This is a genomic window from Paractinoplanes tereljensis, assembly GCF_016862435.1.
Taxonomy (GTDB): Bacteria; Actinomycetota; Actinomycetes; order Mycobacteriales; family Micromonosporaceae; genus Actinoplanes; species Actinoplanes tereljensis.
This window is the reverse complement of the sequence record NZ_BOMY01000021.1, coordinates 148,989-169,028: the sequence shown is the minus strand read 5'-3', so window position 1 is coordinate 169,028 and position 20,040 is coordinate 148,989. Positions and strand designations below refer to the sequence as shown.

Below are 20,040 nucleotides of genomic sequence, written 5' to 3'. Positions count from 1 at the left end.
TGGCGCGCCCGTGGGCTCGGCGAACGTTTGCTGGTAGACAAGTACGTCCGGCGGCTTCAGCTTTCCGGTGACCGGCACCGAAGCGGAGGACGACATGACGGCGATATCAGGAGCGGACGAGGACCTACGGGCGTTGTCCGGCCAGTCCACCGCCGTCTTCGCCTCGCTGACCGGCCCGGAACACCGGGTGGAGACCGCGAACGCGGCGTTCCTCGCCACCATCGGCGACGACCCGTCCCGCGCCGGAGCCGCCCTGGTAAAGCTGATCGACGAGGCCTACCGAACCGGCGAGCCCAGCGTCGGCCGAGACATCCCGGTAGGCGCCGGCTCGGGTGAGCCGGTCGATGCCGCCGGCCCCCGCGAAGGTTCGGGCGCGTTCGGCTCTTCCGGGTCTCGCGTCGGCCCGGGCGCGTTCTTCGACTTCACCGTCGAGCCGCTCCGGGGTGCTGACGGCGAGGTGACCGGGGTTCACCTGATCGGCGTGGAGACCACCCAGATCCGGCACGCTCAGCGGCTGATGGCCGAACATCGGGCCCTGCTGGAGCAGATCGCCCGCCAGGCACCGCTGACCGAGGTGCTCGACGGGATGGCCCGCTGCATCGAGCAACTCGCCCCGCAGGAGGTGCTCGTCTCGGTGCTGCTGGCCGACCCGGACGGCCGGCACCTGCGGCACGGTGCCGCGCCCAGCCTGCCCGCCTTCTACAACGAGGCGATCGACGGGATCGCCACCGGCGACGGTGTCGGCTCCTGCGGCACTGCCGCCCACCGGCGGGAACCGGTGATCGTCACGGACATCGCCACCGACCCGTTCTGGGACGACTTCCGCGACCTGGCCGACCGGGCCGGCGTGGCCGCCTGCTGGTCCACCCCGATCCTGGCCCGCGACGGCGGCCTGCTCGGCACCTTCGCCATGTACCACCGGGTCCCGCGCGTCCCGGCGGAGAGCGACCTGGCCCTGGCCCGGGTTTTCGCCGGGACAGCGGCCCTGGCCATCGAACGCCATCACGACGAGCAGGCCCGGCTGGCCGCGGAGGCCCGCGCCAAGGCCGCGAACGACGAGCTGGCCCGGGCGAACGACGGCCTGGGCACGGCGATGCGCGCCGAGCAGGAACTACGGGCCGCCGCGGAACTCGCCGACCGGATGCACGCAGCGGCGGCCGCCCAGGCTGCCCGGCCGCACCCGGAGCGCTGCCAGCTAGGCGGCTCGGCAGGTTGTACGGCCCCGGCCGAGATCAAGCTCGCCGACTCGTGGGGCGACGCGGCCTGGGGCTGCCCGGCCCATGTCGAGGAGGCCATCATCAACGTCCGCTCGGTCTTCATAGCCAGCGAGGAACTAGGCGGCCTGGCCGCCTACCTCAACCGCTGACCTCGCCCACGCGAACCGGGCCGCCGCCGAAAGCCGGCCGTCGGCCCCGCCTGCGCAACCTCGGCTGCTGGTTTCGCTTGCGGAGGCTGGGCTGCCGCCGAGGAGGCCGGTGGCCTGGTCGCTGGCCTTGCCTGCGGAAACGGGGTCGCCGGCGGGGAGGCCGGCCGGTAGCTTGCGGCGATGCGCGTACGTGAGTATCAGGAAGCCGACTGGGCGGCGGTGTGGGCGATCGTCCACGACGTCGTCCGGGCCGCGGAGACCTTTCCCTTCGACCCGGACATGAGCGAGGAACTGGCCCGCTCGATCTGGGTCGAGGTGCCGCCGGGCCGGACCGTCGTCGCGGTCGACGGCGACCGGATTTTGGGGACCGCGAAGATGGGCCCCAACCGGGGCGGCCCCGGCGCGCACATCTCCACCGCGAGCTTCATGGTGGCGGCAGGCGAACGCGGCCGCGGCGTCGGCGCGGCCCTCTGCCGCGACGCGCTCGCGTGGGCCGAGGCTCAGGGGTACGCCGGGATGCAGTTCAACGCGGTGGCCGAGAGCAACCGGTCGGCCGTCCAGCTCTACGAACGGCACGGCTTCCAGGTGCTCGGCACCGTCCCGCGGTCGTTCGAGCATCCGGCGCTCGGCCGGGTCGGCCTGCACCTGATGTATCGCGAGTTCTGACAGTTCTTGCAAGACCGACCACAATGCCCGCTGGGGGAGCGTCCGCGCAACCCCAGGCGGGCCTTTCTTCGCCATCCGCGTTTGAATGTGGTTGCTGGCAACAAATCCCCGACCTGGGTCAACGTCTCCCACCTGCCGATGTCTCACCGTTGACATAGTCCCGAAACGGCTCTGCAAGAACTGCAAAAACTTGCAAGAACGCGATCGGCGTCGATACCTTCCGTCCGTTCGCGGGGGCGACCGTTCCCCGCGGCAGGGGGGAACAACGGATGAGACTCCGATCTTGGGCGGCCGCCTTCGGCGCGGCCACCGTCATGACAGGAGTGGCCGGCGCGCCGCCGGCCGCCGCGGCCCAGGGGGTGGCAGCGGCTCAGGGGGCGACCGTGGCTCACGGGAACGCGGTCCAGGGGGATTCCGCGGCCCATCACAAGGTCGCGGCCAAGGTGAAAACGCAGGTCGCGAACGGGAAGACGGCGTCGTTCTGGGTCATGCTGCGCGGTGGCGACGGCCTGGCGGCGGCCCGGGCGGCAAAGGGCAAGGCGAAGGCCACCGCCGTTTACCGGGACGTCCGGGCGGGTGCGAATCGCGATCAAGCTGCCCTGCGTACGCTCCTGGGTAAGCGCAAGGCGAAGTTCCAGGCCTATTGGATCGCCGACACCATGCGGGTCACCGGCGACGCCGGGACCCTGGCGGCGGTCGCCGCCCGGCCCGAGGTCAAGGCGGTCCTGCCGGACGACCCGATCCGGCTGCCGGCCGTGCAGGCCGGCGCCGCGCAGGCCGAGGTGCAGAGCGTCGAGTGGAACATCGACCGGATCGGCGCGCCCCGGGTCTGGAGCGAGCGCGGCGACACCGGCGCCGGCATCGTGGTCGCCAACGTGGACACCGGCGTCCAGTTCGACCACCCGGCGCTGGCCGCGAACTACCGCGGCCGCAACGCCGACGGCAGCGTCAGCCACGACTACAACTGGTACGACCCGTCGCACACCTGCGCCGACAACCTGCCCTGCGACAACGCCGGCCACGGCACGCACACGATGGGCACGATGGCCGGCGCCGACGGCATCGGCGTCGCGCCGGGGGCGAAGTGGATCGCGGCCAAGGGCTGCGAGACCAACTCCTGCTCGATCGGCGCGCTGCTCGCGGCCGGCCAGTGGATCGTCGCGCCGACCGACCGGGCCGGCGCCAACCCACGGCCGGACCTGGCCCCGGACGTCGTGAACAACTCGTGGGGCGGTGGCTCCGGCTTCGACCCGTGGTATTCCGAGGTGGTCAACAACTGGGTCGGGGCCGGCATCTTCCCGGCGTTCTCCAACGGCAACAACGGCCCGATCTGCGGTTCGTCCAGCACGCCGGGCAGTTACACGGCGACGTACGCGTCGGGGGTGTTCGACGTCAACAACACCATCGCGTCGTTCTCCAGCCGCGGTTCCGGCCAGGACGGCACGGTCAAGCCGGACATCGCCGCCCCGGGCGTCGACGTGCGTTCGAGCATCCCCGGCGGTTACGGCGTCTACAGCGGCACGTCGATGGCGTCGCCGCACACCGCGGCCACGGTCGCGCTGATCTGGGCGGCGGCCCCGGCGCTGCGGCACGACATCGCCGCCACCCGGGAGATCCTCGACGAGACGGCGATCGACACCGACGACACCTCGTGCGGCGGCACGGCCGCCGACAACAACGTCTGGGGCCAGGGCAAACTCGACGCGTACGCGGCGGTCACACTGGCCGTCAGCCCGGCCGGAAGCCTGTCCGGCACGGTCACCGGCGCCGGATTCCCGGTCTCCGGAGCAACCGTGACGATCGCCGGCCCGGCCTCGAAGTCACTGACCACGACCGCCGACGGCGGCTATCGCTATGCCCGGCTGCTCGCGGGCAACTATCACGTGCGGATCACCGCGTTCGGCTACGACACGTTCGAGGGGGACGTGTCGATCACCGGCGGTGGTTCGGCCCGGCTCGACGCCGCGCTGACCACCAGCGCTTCCGCGCTGATCAACGGCCTGCTCACCAGCGGCGGCAGTCCGATTCCGGGTGCGTCGGTGGCCTTGACGGGTACGCCGGTGTCCGTCACCAGCGATTCCGGCGGCCACTATCGTCTGGCGGTGCCGCTGGGCAGCTACGAACTGGTGGCCCGGCCGGCCGGTGGATGTGCCGCGCCGACCACCCGTCCGCTCACCGTCACCGGCGACCAGACGCTCGACCTCGACCTGCCACTGTTGTCCGACCACTACGGCTACACCTGCGCCGCGGCCACCGAGGGTTATAGCGAGGGCAGCCAGCAGTTGCAGATCACTGGCGACGACAGTTCTATAGCTGTCACGCTGCCGTTCTCGTTTCCGCTCTACGGAGTTGCACACACCCAGGCGTGGGTGGGCAGCAACGGCCTCATCGCGTTCGACAACGCCTCGACATCGTTCTCGAACACCACGCTGCCGTTGAACACCGAACCGAACAACGCGCTCTACCCCTTCTGGGACGACCTCTATATCGATGCGGCGGCCGGGGTCTACACCGCGGCCACCGCCGACACCTTCGTGGTCGAGTGGCGCAACGTGATGTTCTTCGGTGATTCGGCCCAGCGGGTGTCGGTCAGCGCCATCCTGCACACCGACGGCACCGTCACCTACCGCTATCGCGGTCTGATAGGGGAGCGGGCCACTGGCACGAGCGCCACGATCGGGCTGGAGAACGCGGGCGGCACGGACGGTTTCGCGTACGCGTACCTGACAAATGCCGTCGCCGACGGCAGCGGGGTGACCATGCACCCGCCGGCCAACCGGATCGCCGCGACGTTCAACGTCACCGCGACCACCGTCTGGGGCCAGAATGTGTATGTTGTGGGCAGCATCCCCGAGCTGGGCCAGTGGGACCCGGTGCGCGCGGTGCCGCTGTCGGCGGCGACCTACCCGGTATGGTCGGCGAGCCTCAGCCTGCCGCCCAACACGCCGGTCGAGTTCAAGTACCTGATCAAGAACACCGACGGCAGCTGGACGTGGGAGCCGACCCCGAACCGCACCACGGTGACGCCGCCGACCGGGCAATACATCACGCACGACACCTTCGGTTCCTAGTCGACCTATCGGAGTTGTGGTTATGGTGGGGCCGACACCGACTCGACCGGGAGGTCCCACCATGACCGTCACCGACGAACTGCTGGCCAACGCCGCCCAATATGCCGCCACCTTCGACAAGGGCACGCTGCCGCTGCCGCCGGCCAAGCACGTGGCGGTGCTGGCCTGCATGGACGCGCGTCTGAACCCGTACGGCCTGCTGGGTCTTTCGGAGGGTGACGCGCACGTCATCCGCAACGCCGGCGGGGTTGTCACCGCCGACGAACTGCGCAGCCTGGCCATCAGCCAGCGGCTGCTGGGCACCACCGAGATCATCCTGATCCACCACACCGACTGCGGCATGCTGACGTTCACCGACGACGGGTTCAAGACCGCCATCGAGAACGAGGTCGGCATCCGTCCGCCGTGGGCCGCCGAGGCCTTCACCGACCTGGACGCGGACGTGCGCCAGTCGCTGCGCCGCATCCTCGAGGACCCGTTCATCCCGGTGAAGAGTTCGGTCCGCGGCTTCGTCTACGAGGTGGAATCCGGCAAACTCCGCGAGGTCCACTGATTGCACGCCCCGGCCGATGGGTAACGGCCGGGTGTGGCAGCAGAGGGCAGCACTTTCCGTACGGTCATCGTCGCGGTCATCGCGAACCTGGGCATTGCCATCGCGAAGATCGTGGCCGCGCTGCTGACCGGGTCGGCGTCGATGTGGGCCGAGGCCGCCCACTCGGTGGCCGACACCGGCAACGAGGTGCTGCTCTTCGTCGGCCTGCGGAAATCAGACCGCGGACCGGACAAAGACCGACCCTTTGGGTACGGGCAGGAGCGCTACTTCTGGGCGTTCCTGGCCGCGCTCGGGATTTTCCTGGTCGGCGGCACCCTCTCGATCGGCGAAGGGATCCGCAGTCTGCTGCTGCCCGAGCCGGTCGAGTCGCTGTGGGTCGGCGTCGGCGTGCTGCTGGTCGCGGCGGTCTTCGAGGCGTACTCCTGGCAGACCGCCCGCAAGCAGCTCAAGCGCGACGCCGCCGAACGGCAGCGGTCGATGCGCGAACACCTGGCGCGGGCCTCGGACCCCAGCGCCACCACGGTGTTCCTGGAGGACACCGCCGCGCTGATCGGCCTGGCCGTGGCACTCGCCGCCCTGCTGCTGCACGCGTGGACCGGCTGGGCGACCTGGGACGCGATCGGCAGCATCGCCATCGGCGTCCTGCTGATCGCGGTCGCGTTCCTGCTGGCCCGCCGCTCCAAGGCGCTGCTGCTGGAGGAGGCCGCCCCCGACGACGTGGTCGACCCGATCCGGCAGCGGGTCGCCTCGGCCGACTGGACCGGCGACCCGTCCGACGTGCACGCCGTCTACGTAGGCCCGTCCAGCCTGCTGGTCAACATCAGCGTGACGCCCGCCCTGCGCCTGCAAGGCGAGCCGGCCGCGACACTGATCGCCGAGGTCGGCCGCTTGCGCGCCGAACTGCTGGCCGACCCCGCAATAGCCCAGGTCACCGTCACGCTCACCAGCGCGGAGCAGGCCTCCGCAGTTGCCGTCGCCGGCCAGGGTAAGCCCTCGTAGGACTCGCGTCGCTTGACGTATCGCCATTTGACGTCGATTCTGCTGGGAGCGCTCCCAATAGACCTACGTCGATGAGGTGTCGATCGTGCCGCGAAGGTTCCTGCTTGCCGTCCTGCTCGCGGCCGCCGCCATCGTCGTGGCCGTGGCGCCGCCCGCCCAGGCCGCCACCCCGGTGCGCATCATGGCGCTCGGTGACTCGATCACCGCCGGGCCGGGCTGCTGGCGCGCCAAGCTCTGGCACCGCCTGCAGACCTCCGGCTACACCGACATCGACTTCGTCGGCACCCAGTCCGATGGCGGCGGTTGCAATCCCGGCTACGCCTACGACTTCGACCACGAGGGACACGGCGGCTACGCGGCCACCGGCATCGCCGCCAACGACCAGCTCCCACCGTGGCTGGCCGCCGCCAAGCCCGACCTCGTCCTGATGCACCTGGGCACCAACGACATGTGGGGCGGTTACCTCCCCCTCGCTGACAAGCTGACCGCCTTCACCAAGCTGGTCACCCAGATGCGCGCCCAGAACCCGGCCATGAAGATCGTCGTCGCGAAGATCATCCCGATGAGCGCGGCCGCCTGCGCCACCTGCCCCGCCGACGTGGCCGCCCTGGACAACGCGATCCCGGCCTGGGCCGCCGGCCTGACCACGACTCAGTCCCCGATCACCGTGGCCGACCTGTGGACCGGCTACGACGCGGTAGCCGACAACGTAGACGGCGTCCACCCGAACGACACCGGCTTCCAGAAGATGTCCGACGCCTGGTACCCAGCCCTGACCCGAGCGCTAGGCACCACCACGACCCCAACCACAGCGCCCACAACGAGCCCGACCACAGCGCCGACGACAGCCCCAACCACGGCGCCCACGACCGCGCCGCCGACCGGCGCGTGCACCGCGACCTATCGGGTGGTCTCTCAGTGGACCGGCGGCTTCCAGGGTGAGGTCACCGTCAGCAACGCTTCCTCAGCGGCCTCGACCGGCTGGACCACGACGTTCGCGTTCACCAACGGCCAGACCATCAGCCAGGCCTGGAACGCCACCGTCACCCAGTCCGGCACGTCAGTGACCGCCCGCAACGTCGACTGGAACGGCCGCCTCGCCCCGGCCGGCACGGCCACCTTCGGGTTTCTGGCCTCGTCGTCCGCCACGAATGCCGTCCCAGCCGTGACCTGCGCCCTGACCTGATCCTGAGCCGGTTGGCCCGCGCGGCGCAGGCTGGGATGTGTTGAGTTCCTGTTCGCCGCGAGCGGGAACTCGCCAAGGTCGGGACCGGACGGGGCCAGCCCGGTCAGCGAAGTAAGCGGGCGCGTAGAGGGTGATCGCGACAAGCGCCACCCTCAGGAGAACCCGCTGCCGGGCATAGCCGCCCTCGGCGATCGGAGTTCCGTCCACATCTCGCCTGTCACAAACGGCGACCCGGTCCGGTCATTGCTGGCGACACGCCACAACCGGAGGGACAAGAACCATGAAGATCGCAGTTATCGGCGGGACCGGGCTTATCGGGTCGCAGGTTGTCAAGATCCTCAACGCGGCCGGGCACGAGGCGGTGCCGCACTCGCCGTCGAGCGGGCTCGACCTGCTCAGCGGGGCCGGGCTGGCCGCGGCTCTGGAGAACGTCGAGGTCGTGGTCAACCTGACGAACTCGCCGACGTTCGACGAGGCGTCGCCGGCCTTCTTCCGGACGACCATGGACAACCTGCTCGCCGCGGCGCAGACCGCGGGCGTACGCCACGCTGTTGTCCTTTCGATCGTCGGCGCCGAGCTGGTCCCGGAGCTGGTCTACTACCAGGCCAAGGTGCTGCAGGAGGACATCCTCAAGGCCGGCCCGATCCCGTACTCGGTGGTCCGGGTTACCCAGTTCTTCGAGTTCATCGGGTCGGTGCTGAAGTGGACCGCCGACGAGAACACCGTGCACCTGCCGTCGACCCTGATCCAGCCGATGGCCGCCGCCGAGGTGGCCCAGGCCGTCGCCGACGTCAGTGTGGGCAGCCCGCTGATGGGCACCCGCTCCTACGCCGGCCCGGAGGTGTTCGGCCTCGACGAGCTGGGCCGGCTGACCCTGGCGGCGCAGGGCGACAAGCGCGAGGTCGTCACCGACAACACGGCCGGCATGTTCGCCGCCGCCAAGGGCGACGCCCTCATCGCCAAGGAGGGCACGGTCATCGAGAAGACGTCGTACCGGGAGTGGCTGGCCCGATGACCGACAGCAGCCGCAGCTTCTCGTGGGCGCCGGTGTAGACCACGAGCTGCTGCGACTGGTCCGGGTCGATCAGCCGCTGGCAGTGCAGCTCGAGCTCCCCGACCTCGGGGTGTTCGAGCCGCACCGGCCCGCAGTAGGTCCCGGCCACCGGATGCTGCCGCCAGAGGGCGGCAAATTCCGGGCTGCGGGCCCGGAGATCTCCGACGATCGCCTGCGCTTTCGTCGATTTTCGGGTGTACGCCGTGAGCAGGTCAGCCACGATCAGCCGACTCTGTTCGTCCCGCTCGTCAAGGGGGTAGATGAGCCGGCTCGCCGGGTCGGTGAACCACCGGTAGTGGAAGCTGCGCGCGAGCCCGGTGTAGCGACCGGCGTCGCCCATCAGCGCGACGTGCAGCGGCGTCTGCAGCAGCGTCTCGCCGACGTGCGTGACCACCTGGGCGGCCGCGTCGCGCAGCCCGTCGAAGATCCGCAGCATCCCCGGATTGACGTGCTCGCCGTCGGCGGTGCGGGCCGGCGTCGCGTACCCGGCCAGCTGGAACAGGTGATCCCGTTCTTCCATGGAGAGCCGCATCCCCCGGGCGAGCGCCCCGAGCATCGGCGGGGACGGTTGCGGCCCGCGCGGCTGTTCGAGCCGCGTGTAGTAGTCGATCGACATGTCGCTGAGCACCGCGACCTCCTCGCGGCGCAGCCCGCGGGTGCGCCGCCGAGGTCCGCGCGGAAGCCCGACATCCTCGGGTTGCAGGGCTTCGCGCCGGGTGCGCAGATAGTCAGCGAGCCGCGCTCGGTCCACTGAGTTTCCTTTCGAAGGTGACACCGGTAAGTGCCACGGACTCGTCCCAGAGCCGCGCCGCCACGTCCCGGTCGCGGGCCGGCCGGTAGACGGCCAGCTCGGTCGGTGCGCCGGTGAACTGTCCAAGTCCATCTGGCCCGTAGAGCTTCCCGCCCTCGGCTGTTGCGGCGTAAAGGATCGGTAAAACACCCTGGTCGACGCCCTGCACCAAGACACCCCAGCGGGCCAGCCGGGTCATGATCGCCTCGTGCGGCGACGGCTTGGCCCGGCCCAGGTTGGGCCCGGCGCCGTAGAGCCCGGTGAGCGTCGTGCCCGGGTGAGCGGCGTTGCTGACGAGGTCCGAACGCCGGTCCAGTTCCAGGGCGAACAACAGGTTGGCCAGCTTGGACTGCCCGTACGCCCGGACCGGCGAATACTTCCGCTCGGCCTGCAGGTTGCCGAAGTCGAGCCGGGCCTGCCGGGCCGCGCTGCTGGTCACCGTGGTGACCCGGCGCAGCAGCGGCAGCAGCCGCCCGGTCAGCGCGAAGTGCCCCAGGTAGTTCGTGCCGAACTGCAGCTCGAACCCGTCCGCCGTGGCCTGCCGGGTCGGGGGTGCCATCACCCCAGCGTTGTTGATCAGCAGGTCGATCGGCCGGCCCGCGGCGAGAAGTTCCGCCGCGAGGGTGGCCACCGAGTCCAGCGAGGCCAGGTCCAGGGCCCGCAGCTCGGCGCCGGGGAGCACCTTCGCGGCCTTGTCGAGGTCACGCACGGCGCCGATCACGTCCGCGCCGGCCGCCGTCAGCCGCCGGGCCGCTTCCAGGCCGATGCCGCTGCTCGCCCCGGTCACCAGCACGAGTTTTCCAGTCAATGAAGTCGAGGTCATGCCGGCAACGGTGCCGCGGGTCCGGCGGCCCAACCATGGTCTCTCGATACAAGGCTCAGAGCCGGCGCCATCGGCTCAGCTTCACCGGGTTGAGCACGATCCACAGCGCGGTGATCCGGGCGGCGGCGACGTCGACGGCGACCACCACGAGCGCCTGGCCGGCCCGCCACAGGGCGAGCCCGTCCGCCCCGTTGACCGACTCCACCGTCAGCGAGGTGTCCGGCCGGTCGCACAGCAGCTCGGCGACCAGCGCGGTGACCGCGGCGGCGCCGTACACCGCACCCTGGCCGTCGCAGACCGCCACCACCGAGGTGGACAGGGCCGCACGGATGCCCGCCAGGTCCGACGCCCGGCAGGCTTCCGCGAACTCCCGCACGACAGGGTGCATGCTCGTAACTGACCGGGTCGCACCCCTATTTGTGACCGGCGAACGCGCCGATCTTGTCCTGGTTGGCGATCCACAGGATCTGCTCGATGCCCTGGTCCGAGGCGATCACGGTCATCACGCCCTCGACGGCGCCGTTTCGGCGCAGCACGGCCGAGGTCTGCCCGTTGGTGGTGACGAGCGAGATCTCCACGTCCGCCCAATACCACGTCGAGAGGGCGCTGTAGAACTTCGCGACCCGGACCGGGCCGAGCACCGGCCGGCGGGCGACCCGGATGGCACCGTTGCCGTCGGAGATGCTGGCCACGTCGGCGGCGAGGAGCCGTTCGAGTTCGGCCAGGTCGCCGGTGCGGGCCGCCGCCAGGAACGTGGTGAGCAGCTCTTTCTGGGCGGCCGGGTCGACCTCCGTACGCTTCTCGCCGGTCATGTGTTTCTTGGCCCGGCTGACCAGCTGGCGCACGGCCGGCTCGGTCGACTGCAGCACGTCGGCGATCTGCGCGTACGGATAATCGAACGCCTCCCGCAAGACGTACGCGGCGCGTTCGTGCGCGGTCAGCTTCTCCATCAGCATCAGCGAGGCGAACGCGAGCGCCTCGCCGCGCTCGGCCCCGAGGTAGGGGTCGGCGCTGGTGTCGACCGGTTCGGGCAGCCACGGCCCGATGTACGTCTCCCGGCGCACCCGGGCCGACTGCAGGTGGTTGATGGCCAGCCGGGTCGTGGTGGTCGCCAGGAAGGCGCCCGGGTTGAGCACCTTGCTGCGGTCGGTGGTCTGCCAGCGCAGCCAGACGTCCTGCACCAGGTCCTCGGACTCGGTGGAGCTGCTGAGCATCCGGTACGCGATACCGAAAAGCCGCGGGCGCAGGCTCGCGAAGACCGAGGAGGCGTCATCCAGATCCGTCACCCCGCCATCGTGGTCCCTCCGTACCAAAAATCTCCAACCTCTGTCACAGATTTCACCGTCACCCGGTCTTGCCTGCTGACGGACATCGAAGCTCAACCCAGAGGGAGTCAGCCACAGGGTCGCCGCGCTGGTCTACGTCTGCGCGTTCGCCCCCGACCACGGCGAGTCCGCGTTCGCGCTGTCCACCAAGTTCCCCGGCAGCACCCTCGGCGACGCGCTCACCGCGTACCCGGTCGCGACCGGCGGCAACGAGCTGGCCATCCGCCCGGACGTCTTCCACCACCAGTTCGGCGCCGACGTCCCGGCCGGGCAGGCCGTGAGCGAACCGGAGGCCGTGACCGCCTCCATCCTCGAGGCCGTCGCCGCGGCCTAGCCGGCCACGTAGTCGGCCAGGTGCTTGCCGGTCAGGGTGGAGCGGTCGGCGATCAGGTCGCGGGGAGTGCCCTCGAAGACGATTTTGCCGCCGTCGTGGCCGGCGCCGGGGCCCAGGTCGATGATCCAGTCGGCGTGGGCCATCACGGCCTGGTGGTGTTCGATGACGATCACCGACTTGCCGGTGTCGACCAGGCGGTCGAGCAGGCCCAGCAGGTGGTCGACGTCGGCCAGGTGCAGGCCGGTGGTCGGCTCGTCCAGAACATAAAGGCCGCCCTTGTCGCCCATGTGGGTGGCCAGCTTGAGGCGCTGCCGCTCCCCGCCCGAGAGGGTGGTGAGCGGCTGGCCCAGGCTTACGTAGCCGAGGCCGACCTCGGACAGGTGGGTGAGGATCTTGTGGGCAGCGGGGGTCTTGGCGTCGCCGTCGGCGAAGAAGTCGACCGCCTCGGCCACCGGCATGGCCAGGACCTCGCTGATGTCGCGGCCGCCGAACTTGTATTCGAGCACCGCGTCGTCGAAGCGCCGGCCCTCGCAGACCTCGCAGGTGGTGGCGATGCCGGCCATCATGCCCAGGTCGGTGTAGGTGACGCCGGCGCCGTTGCAGTTCGGGCAGGCGCCCTCGGAGTTCGCGCTGAACAGGGCCGGCTTGACGCCGTTGGCCTTGGCGAAGGCCTTGCGGATCGGTTCCAGCAAGCCGGTGTACGTGGCGGGGCTGCTCCGCCGCGATCCACGGATCGGCGTCTGGTCGACCGACACCACGTCCTGATTCTTGGCCAGCGAACCGTGGATCAGCGAGCTCTTGCCGGAGCCGGCCACCCCGGTCACCACCACCAGCACGCCGAGCGGGATGTCCACGCTGACGTCCTGCAGGTTGTGCCGGTTCGCGTTCTTGATCGCGAGAGTCCCGGACGCCTTGCGGACGTCGGGCTTCAGCTTGGCCCGGTCGTCGAGGTGGCGGCCGGTGAGGGTGCCGCTGGCCCGCAGCCCCTCCAGGGTGCCCTCGTACATCACCTGGCCGCCGTCGGTGCCGGCTCGCGGGCCGAGGTCGACGACGTGGTCGGCGATCGCGATCATCTCCGGCTTGTGCTCGACCACCAGGACCGTGTTGCCCTTGTCCCGCAGCTGCTTGAGCAGGTCGTTCATCCGCTGGATGTCGTGCGGGTGCAGGCCGATGGACGGCTCGTCGAAGACGTAGGTGACGTCGGTGAGCGCCGAGCCGAGGTGCCGGATCATCTTGGTGCGCTGCGCCTCGCCGCCGGAGAGCGTGCCGGACGGGCGCTCCAGCGACAGGTAGCCGAGGCCGATGTCCACGAACGAGTCGAGGGTGTGCCGCAGCGACGCGAGCAGCGGTGCCACCGACGGCTCGTTCAGGCCGCTCACCCACTCGGCCAGGTCGCTGATCTGCATCGAGCAGCAGTCCGCGATGCTGACGCCGCTGATCTTCGAGGAGCGGGCCGCCTCGGACAGTCGGGTGCCGGCGCACTCGGGGCAGGTGGTGAACGTGACGACCCGCTCGACGAACGCGCGGATGTGCGGCTGGAGCGCGTCGATGTCCTTGGACAGCATCGACTTCTGGATATTCGGCACCAGACCGACGTACGTCAGGTTGATGCCCTCGATTTTGATCTTGGTTGGTTCTTTGTAGAGCAGGTCGTTCAGTTCGCGCTTGGTGTATTTCGCGATCGGCTTGTCCGGGTCGAAGAAGCCGCAGCCGCGGAAGATGCGGCCGAACCAGCCCTCCATGCTGTAACCGGGGATGGCGATCGCGCCCTCGTTGAGCGACTTGCTCGCGTCGTAGAGCTCGGTCAGGTCGAAGTCGGTGACCGCGCCGCGGCCCTCGCAGCGCGGGCAGGCGCCGCCGACGATGCTGAAGGCCCGCCGCTCCTTGACCTGCTGCCCGCCCTTGTTGAGGGTGACGGCGCCGGCCCCGGAGACCGAGGCGACGTTGAAGGAGAAGGCCTGCGGCGAGCCCACGTACGGCTTCCCGAGCCGGCTGAACAGGATGCGCAGCATCGCGTTGGCGTCGGTGGCGGTGCCCACGGTCGAGCGCGGGTCGGAGCCCATCCGCTGCTGGTCCACGATGATCGCGGTGGTCAGGCCTTCCAGGACGTCCACGTCCGGCCGGGCCAGCGACGGCATGAACCCCTGCAGGAACGCGCTGTACGTCTCGTTGATCATCCGCTGTGACTCGGCGGCGATGGTGTCGAACACCAGCGAGCTCTTGCCCGACCCGGACACCCCGGTGAAGACGCTCAGCCGGCGTTTCGGGATCTCGATGCTGATGTCTTTCAGGTTGTTCTCACGCGCACCGTGCACGCGGATCAGGTCGTGTGAATCGGCCTCGTGCACAGTCTCTCCTAGGTAATCGCGTCAGCGGCACGCCGGGCCTGAAAGCGGCCCGGCGTCACCCTTGACCAGGTTACGGCTTCACTTGTCCTGGACCAGCCCGAGAACGTTACCGTCGGTGTCGGTGAACGACGCCACGAGCCGGCCGCCGCCGACGTCGTGCGGCTGCTCCTTGACGGCGCCGCCGGCCGCGGTGACCTCGGCCAGCTTGGCCTCGATGTCGTCGACGTGCCAGTACGCGGTGGGGCCGGTCAGTCCCTGCGGGCCACCGCCCGGTACCAGGCCGATGTGCTGGCCGGCGACGTCGAAGCCGACGTACCACTCGCTGTCGGCGGACGGCTCGGTCTCCAGCAGCGCGGCGTAGACGGCTTTGGCTTTGCCCAGGTCAGCGACGGGGTGCAGGACCGTCTTGATGCCGTGGTTCATGGGTTTTCCTCATCTCTTTCGTCCTGCCCGAAACGCTAACCGGGTCGTCCGGCCGGGACTTCTCGTTTCCTGACCGGTTACCCGGTTGCATGCCGGCACCAGAAGAGATTTGTATCTCCTGTGCAACTCCCATGAACGTGCCACGTCGCCGGTAACCCGTCCGGCAGCTCTCGCCGGTTGGCCCAACCTTTCCTGGCGAAGATCAGGAAGGGGAGACGTCACATGGATGTGCCGCAACTGTCGGTAGTTGTGCCCGTGTTCAACGAGGAGGACGTGCTGCCGCTGTTCGCCGAGCGGCTCCGGCCCGTACTCGATGGTCTCGGGGTTTCCTACGAAGTGCTTACCGTCGATGACGGCAGCACCGATGCCACGGCGGCGGTGCTGGAGGTGATGCGCCGGCGGTGGCCGCAGCTGCGGGTCGTCCGGCTGCAGCGCAACAGCGGCCACCAGAACGCGCTGACGGCCGGTCTGCACCGCGCCCGCGGCGAGTACGTGGTCAGCATCGACGTCGACCTGCAGGACCCGCCCGAGGCGATCGCCGAGATGCTCCGGGTGGCCGAGACCGGTGGGCTCGACGTCGTCTACGGCATCCGCAGCGACCGCAGCACCGACAGCCCGTTCAAGCGCTGGTCGGCCGGGCTCTATTACCGCCTGGTCCGGCGGGTGGTCGGCCGCCGGGTGCCGGCTGACGCCGGCGATTTCCGACTCCTCAGCCGTACGGCGGTGGAGGCGCTCGCCGGTCTGCCGGAGCACCGCCCGGTCTACCGCCTGCTGGTGCCGTGGCTGGGCCTGCCCAGCGGCGAGGTGACCTATGCCCGGGAACGGCGCGCCGCCGGGCACTCGAAGTACCCGCTCGGCAAGATGATCCGGCTGGCCGTGGACAGCCTCACCAGCTTCACGGCCGCGCCGCTGCGGATCGCCACCTGGCTGGGCTGCACCGGCCTCGCGCTGGCCGGGCTGCTCGCGCTGACCGGGCCGTCGATCCTGGTGGCGGTGGTGTTCCTGGGCGCGCTGCAACTGCTGTGCCTGGGGTTGCTCGGTGAGTACGTGGCCCGCATCTTCACCGCGATGCAGGGTCGTCCGGCCTACGTGGTCGTTTCCGATACGGCCACCGAAGGAGCACGCGTTGCAGTCCCTACTCGCTGAACCGGTCCTCGCCGAGCCGGCGCTGGTCACCACCCCGGTCCGGCGACCCTGGCGGACGGCGTTCCTGGCCGCCCTGGCGGTCTGGGCCTCGGTCACCGTCACCCACGTCGCGGTGATGGCGGTGGCCTGGCTGCCGCGCGGCCGCCCGTTCCCCGACCTGCTGCTGAGCCTGAACGGCTGGGACGCCGGCCACTACGTCCGGATCGCCGAGAGCGGTTACCACCTCGGCCCCGGCTTCCCGGCGTTCTTCCCGCTCTACCCGCTGCTGATCCGGCTGACCGGCGGAACCCCGCTCAGCGCCCTGTTCGTGGCCAACGTCGCCGCGTTCGGCGCCCTCGCGGTGCTGCACCGGCTGGCCGACCACGAGTTCGGCCCCCGGGTGGCCCAGCGCGCGACCTGGTACCTGGCTGCCTTCCCGACCGGGTTCTTCCTGTTCATCGGCTACAACGAGTCGCTGTTCATCCTGCTCGCGGTCGGCGCGCTGTACGCCGGGCGCCGCGGTCACTGGTGGCTGGCCGGTTCGCTGGGCGCGCTGTCGTCGGCCACCCGGCTGTTCGGCCTGCTGCTGATGGTGCCCCTCGCGATTGAATACCTGCGCCAGCGGCGCCGGCTCGGCCCGGACGTGCTGTCCCTGGCCCTGGTGCCGCTGGGCGTGGTCGCCTACAGCGTCTACTGCGCGATCGAGCTCGGAAACCCGCTCGCGTTCAGCGTCGCCCAGGACCAGTGGGGCCGCCGCTACACGTTCCCCGGCGAGGCCTGGCTGATCGCGCTGCGCCAGATGGGCGGGCACCACCTGCTGGACAAGGCCTCGCTGGCCGCGCTGCTGGACACCGGCACCGTCCTGCTCGCGGTGATCCTGCTGGTCCTGTGCGTGGTCGGCCCGTACAAGTTCCGGCGCGACCAGCTCTACCTGGTGGTGCAGGGCGCGCTCACCCTGATCCTGCTGATGTCGACCGAGGTGGGCGGCCGCTCGATGCAGTCGGCCGCCCGCTACGCGATGGAGGCGGTGGCGATCTTCCTGGTGCTGGCCCGGATCGGCGCCAACCAGATCGTCGACCGGACGGTGCTGGTGATCGGCATCGCCCTGCACGCGGTCTTCCTGGTGATCTTCATGGCCGGGACGTTCCTGGTCGGGTGACCGGGCCTGGTCGGGTGACCGCGGCCGGGAACGACACCTGGACCCGGAGGCCGTCGTGACCGGTCGAGGTGGCGGCGATGATGCCGTCGTGGGCCCGGACGATCGAGCGCGCGATGGCCAGGCCGAGGCCGGCGCCGCCGCTGTGGTCGATCCGGGCGGCGGCCCGCCGGCGGAACGGCTCGAACAGGGCGGAGACTTCGTCCGGGGGCACGTCGTCGCCGGTGTTGGTGACGATCAGGGCCGGGTCGTCGCCGACCTCGACCTCGACGGTGCCGTCGGCCCGGTTGTACTTGAGGGCGTTCTGCACGAGGTTGGTGACCAGGCGTTCGAGCAGCACCTGCTCGCCGTGCACGGTCCGGGGCCGCAGCTCGGTGGTGATCGTGATGCCGGCCTCGGTGGCGGCGGTCCGGTGCTTGTCGACCACCGCGGCCACGATCTCGTCGAGCCGCAGCTGCGACCGGGCGAGCAGCCCCCGGTCGCTCTCGCTGAGCACCAGCAGGCCCTCGATCAGCCGCTCGTTGCGCTCGTTGGTCTCCAGCAGCTGCGCGGTGAGCAGGGTGAGCTGGTCCTCGCTGAGGGTGCGGGCCATGCTCACCTCGATCAGCGTGCGCTGCACGGCCAGGGGAGTGCGCAGCTCGTGCGACGCGTCGGCGGCGAACCGGCGCTGCGCCTCGTAGCCCACCGCGATCCGGTCCATCATCTCGTCGATCGCCCGGCCCAGCACGGCCAGCTCGCCGTTGCCCGGGCCCGGGCGCAGCCGGTGGCCGAGGTTCTGCGGGCCGACGTCGGCGATCGCCGGGGCGAGGTCGCGGACCGGCCGCAGGCACCAGCGCACCGCGAAATAGGAGGCCGCCAGGAAGGCCGCGAACACCGCGAGCACGCTGAACAGCGCCACCCCGTTGGGCCGCTGCCGCAGCTGCGCGCAGACCTCACCGTTCACGCACCACGACCGCCCCGCGTCCACCAGCAGGTCGGCGACCGGTGCGATGTACTGCGCGGTGAGCAGCAGGACCGCGCAGACCAGCAGGATGCGCCGGGCCGGGGACCTCATGCGCCGAGCCGGTAACCGGTGCGCGGCACGGTGTGCAGGACCGGTGGGTCGCCCAGCTTCCGGCGCAGGGTCATCACGGTCATCCGTACGGTGTTGGTGAACGGGTCGGTGTTCTCGTCCCAGGCCTGTTCGAGCAGCTCCTCGGCGCTGACCACCCGGCCGCCGGCCCGCAGCATGACGTGCAGCACGGCGAACTCCTTGGGCGAGAGGGTCAGCACGCCGCCGTCCCGGGTGGCGGTGTGCCGGGTGACGTCCAGGACGATCCCGTCCTGCTCCAGCACCGGCGGCAGCGCCGGGGCGGTGCGCCGGGACAGCGCCTGCAGCCGGGCCACCAGCTCGGCGAACGCGAACGGCTTGGTCAGGTAGTCGTCGGCGCCGAGCCCCAGCCCCTCGACCCGGTCCCGGATGCCGGCCGCGGCGGTCAGCAGCAGCACCCGGGTGGTCAGCCCGGCGGCGGCCATCCAGCGCAGCACCTCGTCGCCGGTGCGGCCGGGCATGTCCCGGTCCAGCACCGCCACGTCGTAACGGTTCACGCCGAGCCGCTCCAGGGCGGCGTCGCCGTCGTAGACGACGTCGACGGCCATGGACAACCGGCGCAGCCCCTCGGCGACCGTGTCGGCCATCAGTTTCTCGTCCTCAGCCACCAGTACACGCACGCCGCCACCCTGGCACAGCCCGGATAAAGAAGTCATAAGGACGCCCATGACGGTCGCCAGACGCCCTGATCAGCACCGTGGTCCAGGTGTCGAAGACTCTGCCCAAGCTCCTGGCCGTCCTGGTGGCGACCGTGGCCGCCGTGGCCTGCGCCGCGTCGCCCGCGTCGGCGATCGCGAACGGCCAGAACGCGCGCGACGGGGCCTATCCGTTCGCCACCCTGCTGACCATGACCGGCCTGCCCGCCGACGACGGCGGCACCCGGGACAGCTCCTGCTCGGGCGCGCTCATCGCACCCCGCTGGGTGATCACCGCCGGCCATTGCTTCCGGGACGCCGCCGGCAAACGGGTAAGCCGTCCGGTTGCCCACCGTACGACCGCGACCATCGGCCGTACGAAGGTGAACGGTTCGGGCGGCCGGGTGGTCGACGTGGTCGCGGTCCGGCAGTCGGACACCACCGACGTGGCCCTGGCCGAGCTGGCCGAGCCGGTCACCGGCATCACGCCGCTGCGGATCGCCACCGAGGCGCCCACCCCCGGCGAGCTGGTGCGGCTGGCCGGCTTCGGCCTGCTGACCGACAGCGAACAGAGCCCCACCACCCGGTTGCAGACCGGCCAGTTCACCGTCGGCAACGTCGGTTCCGCACTGATCGAGACGTCCGGCCGCTCCCCGCACCGGGACACCAGCCCGTGCCGGCACGACTCCGGCGGCCCGTACTTCCGCGAGCCCAAGGGCCAGGGCCCGGTGCTGGTCGCGGTGGTCAGCTCCGGACCGAGCTGCCCGCACCGCGGCGGCGACGACAGCGCCCGAATCGACAACATCAGCGCCTGGATCACCGCCGTGACCAGCGCCGACCCAAGCCAAGACAGCTGGGAACGGCTGGTCCCGGCCGTCGTCCTGCTGCTCGCGTTGCTCGTCGCCGCGGTGCTGGTCGCGGTGCTGGTCGGGAGGCGGCGCCGACGGCCGCCGCTGGTCGCGGCCACCCCGGTTCGCCAGCGCGAATACGCCCGGCAACGCCATTAACTAGAGCCAGGCGGTCCACCTACGCTCCTTTTTGAGTACGCCGTCCGACCAGTCCCGTGACATCAGTTTCGGCTGGGCGAGACTCACCC

The 20,040-nt window shown here is 70.4% G+C and carries 19 protein-coding genes; 10 read left to right on the top strand and 9 right to left on the bottom strand.

Translation table 11 applies throughout. The annotated features are described in order from the left end of the window. Window positions 1-94 precede the first annotated feature (94 nt). The 7 genes from Ate02nite_RS15140 (at window position 95) to Ate02nite_RS15110 (ending at window position 8,856) form a co-directional block, all read left to right on the top strand. Complete coding sequence (locus Ate02nite_RS15140; protein WP_203805782.1) at window positions 95-1,366, top strand: GAF domain-containing protein; 1,272 nt, start codon at window positions 95-97, stop codon at window positions 1,364-1,366. Window positions 1,367-1,546: 180 nt separating this feature from the next. Then, the gene (locus tag Ate02nite_RS15135) at window positions 1,547-2,032 is read left to right on the top strand and encodes a GNAT family N-acetyltransferase (RefSeq protein WP_203805780.1); all 486 of its coding nucleotides are present in this window, start codon (window positions 1,547-1,549) and stop codon (window positions 2,030-2,032) included. 269 nt (window positions 2,033-2,301) lie between these two features. After that, window positions 2,302-5,103 (top strand): S8 family serine peptidase, encoded by a 2,802-nt coding sequence (locus Ate02nite_RS15130; protein WP_203805778.1) that lies wholly within the window; start codon window positions 2,302-2,304, stop codon window positions 5,101-5,103. A gap of 61 nt (window positions 5,104-5,164) precedes the next feature. Beyond that, window positions 5,165-5,656 (top strand): beta-class carbonic anhydrase, encoded by a 492-nt coding sequence (locus tag Ate02nite_RS15125; protein WP_203805776.1) that lies wholly within the window; start codon window positions 5,165-5,167, stop codon window positions 5,654-5,656. Between the two features lie 33 nt (window positions 5,657-5,689). Continuing rightward, the gene (locus Ate02nite_RS15120; RefSeq protein ID WP_203805774.1) at window positions 5,690-6,655 is read left to right on the top strand and encodes a cation diffusion facilitator family transporter; all 966 of its coding nucleotides are present in this window, start codon (window positions 5,690-5,692) and stop codon (window positions 6,653-6,655) included. An 85-nt stretch (window positions 6,656-6,740) separates the two neighbouring features. Beyond that, a complete protein-coding gene (locus Ate02nite_RS15115; protein WP_239147425.1) occupies window positions 6,741-7,841 on the top strand; it encodes a cellulose binding domain-containing protein in 1,101 nt (366 codons plus the stop codon). Between the two features lie 280 nt (window positions 7,842-8,121). Then, window positions 8,122-8,856, top strand: a complete 735-nt coding sequence (locus Ate02nite_RS15110) for an SDR family oxidoreductase (protein WP_203805772.1) — start codon at window positions 8,122-8,124, stop codon at window positions 8,854-8,856. Here Ate02nite_RS15110 and Ate02nite_RS15105 read toward each other — a convergent pair. From Ate02nite_RS15105 to Ate02nite_RS15075, 7 genes are all read right to left on the bottom strand, one after another. Further along, complete coding sequence (locus Ate02nite_RS15105) at window positions 8,816-9,646, bottom strand: helix-turn-helix transcriptional regulator (RefSeq protein WP_203805770.1); 831 nt, start codon at window positions 9,644-9,646, stop codon at window positions 8,816-8,818. The genes Ate02nite_RS15110 and Ate02nite_RS15105 overlap by 41 nt on opposite strands. Next, window positions 9,624-10,508, bottom strand: a complete 885-nt coding sequence (locus tag Ate02nite_RS15100; RefSeq protein ID WP_203805768.1) for an SDR family oxidoreductase — start codon at window positions 10,506-10,508, stop codon at window positions 9,624-9,626. Before Ate02nite_RS15100 ends, Ate02nite_RS15105 begins: the two co-directional genes overlap by 23 nt. Before the next feature lie 55 nt (window positions 10,509-10,563). Next, window positions 10,564-10,896 (bottom strand): sigma-70 family RNA polymerase sigma factor family protein, encoded by a 333-nt coding sequence (locus Ate02nite_RS15095; protein ID WP_203805766.1) that lies wholly within the window; start codon window positions 10,894-10,896, stop codon window positions 10,564-10,566. 25 nt (window positions 10,897-10,921) lie between these two features. After that, window positions 10,922-11,794, bottom strand: coding sequence for a sigma-70 family RNA polymerase sigma factor (locus Ate02nite_RS15090; RefSeq protein ID WP_203805764.1), 873 nt, complete (start codon window positions 11,792-11,794; stop codon window positions 10,922-10,924). Between the two features lie 132 nt (window positions 11,795-11,926). Then, window positions 11,927-12,142 (bottom strand): hypothetical protein, encoded by a 216-nt coding sequence (locus Ate02nite_RS15085; RefSeq protein ID WP_203805762.1) that lies wholly within the window; start codon window positions 12,140-12,142, stop codon window positions 11,927-11,929. A 21-nt stretch (window positions 12,143-12,163) separates the two neighbouring features. Next, window positions 12,164-14,515 (bottom strand): ATP-binding cassette domain-containing protein, encoded by a 2,352-nt coding sequence (locus Ate02nite_RS15080; RefSeq protein WP_203805760.1) that lies wholly within the window; start codon window positions 14,513-14,515, stop codon window positions 12,164-12,166. Window positions 14,516-14,593: 78 nt separating this feature from the next. Continuing rightward, window positions 14,594-14,938 carry a VOC family protein gene (locus Ate02nite_RS15075; RefSeq protein WP_203805758.1) on the bottom strand — a complete coding sequence of 115 codons (345 nt, stop codon included), beginning with the start codon at window positions 14,936-14,938 and terminating at the stop codon, window positions 14,594-14,596. 222 nt (window positions 14,939-15,160) lie between these two features. Between Ate02nite_RS15075 and Ate02nite_RS15070 the strand changes: the two genes are divergently transcribed. Together Ate02nite_RS15070 and Ate02nite_RS15065 are read left to right on the top strand one after the other, a co-directional pair. Continuing rightward, a complete protein-coding gene (locus Ate02nite_RS15070; protein WP_203805756.1) occupies window positions 15,161-16,084 on the top strand; it encodes a glycosyltransferase family 2 protein in 924 nt (307 codons plus the stop codon). Beyond that, window positions 16,065-17,222, top strand: coding sequence for a mannosyltransferase family protein (locus Ate02nite_RS15065; RefSeq protein ID WP_203805754.1), 1,158 nt, complete (start codon window positions 16,065-16,067; stop codon window positions 17,220-17,222). The genes Ate02nite_RS15070 and Ate02nite_RS15065 overlap by 20 nt, the downstream gene beginning before the upstream one ends. On the opposite strand, the gene Ate02nite_RS15060 is transcribed toward Ate02nite_RS15065, so the two are convergent. Both Ate02nite_RS15060 and Ate02nite_RS15055 read right to left on the bottom strand, forming a co-directional pair. Beyond that, window positions 17,194-18,273 (bottom strand): sensor histidine kinase, encoded by a 1,080-nt coding sequence (locus tag Ate02nite_RS15060; RefSeq protein WP_203805752.1) that lies wholly within the window; start codon window positions 18,271-18,273, stop codon window positions 17,194-17,196. The two genes, Ate02nite_RS15065 and Ate02nite_RS15060, sit on opposite strands and share 29 nt — an antisense overlap. After that, the gene (locus tag Ate02nite_RS15055; protein ID WP_203805750.1) at window positions 18,270-18,929 is read right to left on the bottom strand and encodes a response regulator transcription factor; all 660 of its coding nucleotides are present in this window, start codon (window positions 18,927-18,929) and stop codon (window positions 18,270-18,272) included. Before Ate02nite_RS15055 ends, Ate02nite_RS15060 begins: the two co-directional genes overlap by 4 nt. 86 nt (window positions 18,930-19,015) lie before the next feature. Between Ate02nite_RS15055 and Ate02nite_RS15050 the strand changes: the two genes are divergently transcribed. After that, complete coding sequence (locus Ate02nite_RS15050; protein ID WP_203805748.1) at window positions 19,016-19,951, top strand: S1 family peptidase; 936 nt, start codon at window positions 19,016-19,018, stop codon at window positions 19,949-19,951. The last annotated feature ends 89 nt before the right edge of the window (window positions 19,952-20,040 follow it).

Coding starts and splice junctions, on each gene's coding strand:
- Ate02nite_RS15140 (WP_203805782.1), top strand. CDS start 95: ATGACGGCGATATCAGGAGCGGACGAGGACCTACGGGCGTTGTCCGGC.
- Ate02nite_RS15135 (WP_203805780.1), top strand. CDS start 1,547: ATGCGCGTACGTGAGTATCAGGAAGCCGACTGGGCGGCGGTGTGGGCG.
- Ate02nite_RS15130 (WP_203805778.1), top strand. CDS start 2,302: ATGAGACTCCGATCTTGGGCGGCCGCCTTCGGCGCGGCCACCGTCATG.
- Ate02nite_RS15125 (WP_203805776.1), top strand. CDS start 5,165: ATGACCGTCACCGACGAACTGCTGGCCAACGCCGCCCAATATGCCGCC.
- Ate02nite_RS15110 (WP_203805772.1), top strand. CDS start 8,122: ATGAAGATCGCAGTTATCGGCGGGACCGGGCTTATCGGGTCGCAGGTT.
- Ate02nite_RS15100 (WP_203805768.1), bottom strand. CDS start 10,508: ATGACCTCGACTTCATTGACTGGAAAACTCGTGCTGGTGACCGGGGCG.
- Ate02nite_RS15095 (WP_203805766.1), bottom strand. CDS start 10,896: ATGCACCCTGTCGTGCGGGAGTTCGCGGAAGCCTGCCGGGCGTCGGAC.
- Ate02nite_RS15085 (WP_203805762.1), bottom strand. CDS start 12,142: ATGGAGGCGGTCACGGCCTCCGGTTCGCTCACGGCCTGCCCGGCCGGG.
- Ate02nite_RS15075 (WP_203805758.1), bottom strand. CDS start 14,938: ATGAACCACGGCATCAAGACGGTCCTGCACCCCGTCGCTGACCTGGGC.
- Ate02nite_RS15070 (WP_203805756.1), top strand. CDS start 15,161: ATGGATGTGCCGCAACTGTCGGTAGTTGTGCCCGTGTTCAACGAGGAG.
- Ate02nite_RS15060 (WP_203805752.1), bottom strand. CDS start 18,273: ATGAGGTCCCCGGCCCGGCGCATCCTGCTGGTCTGCGCGGTCCTGCTG.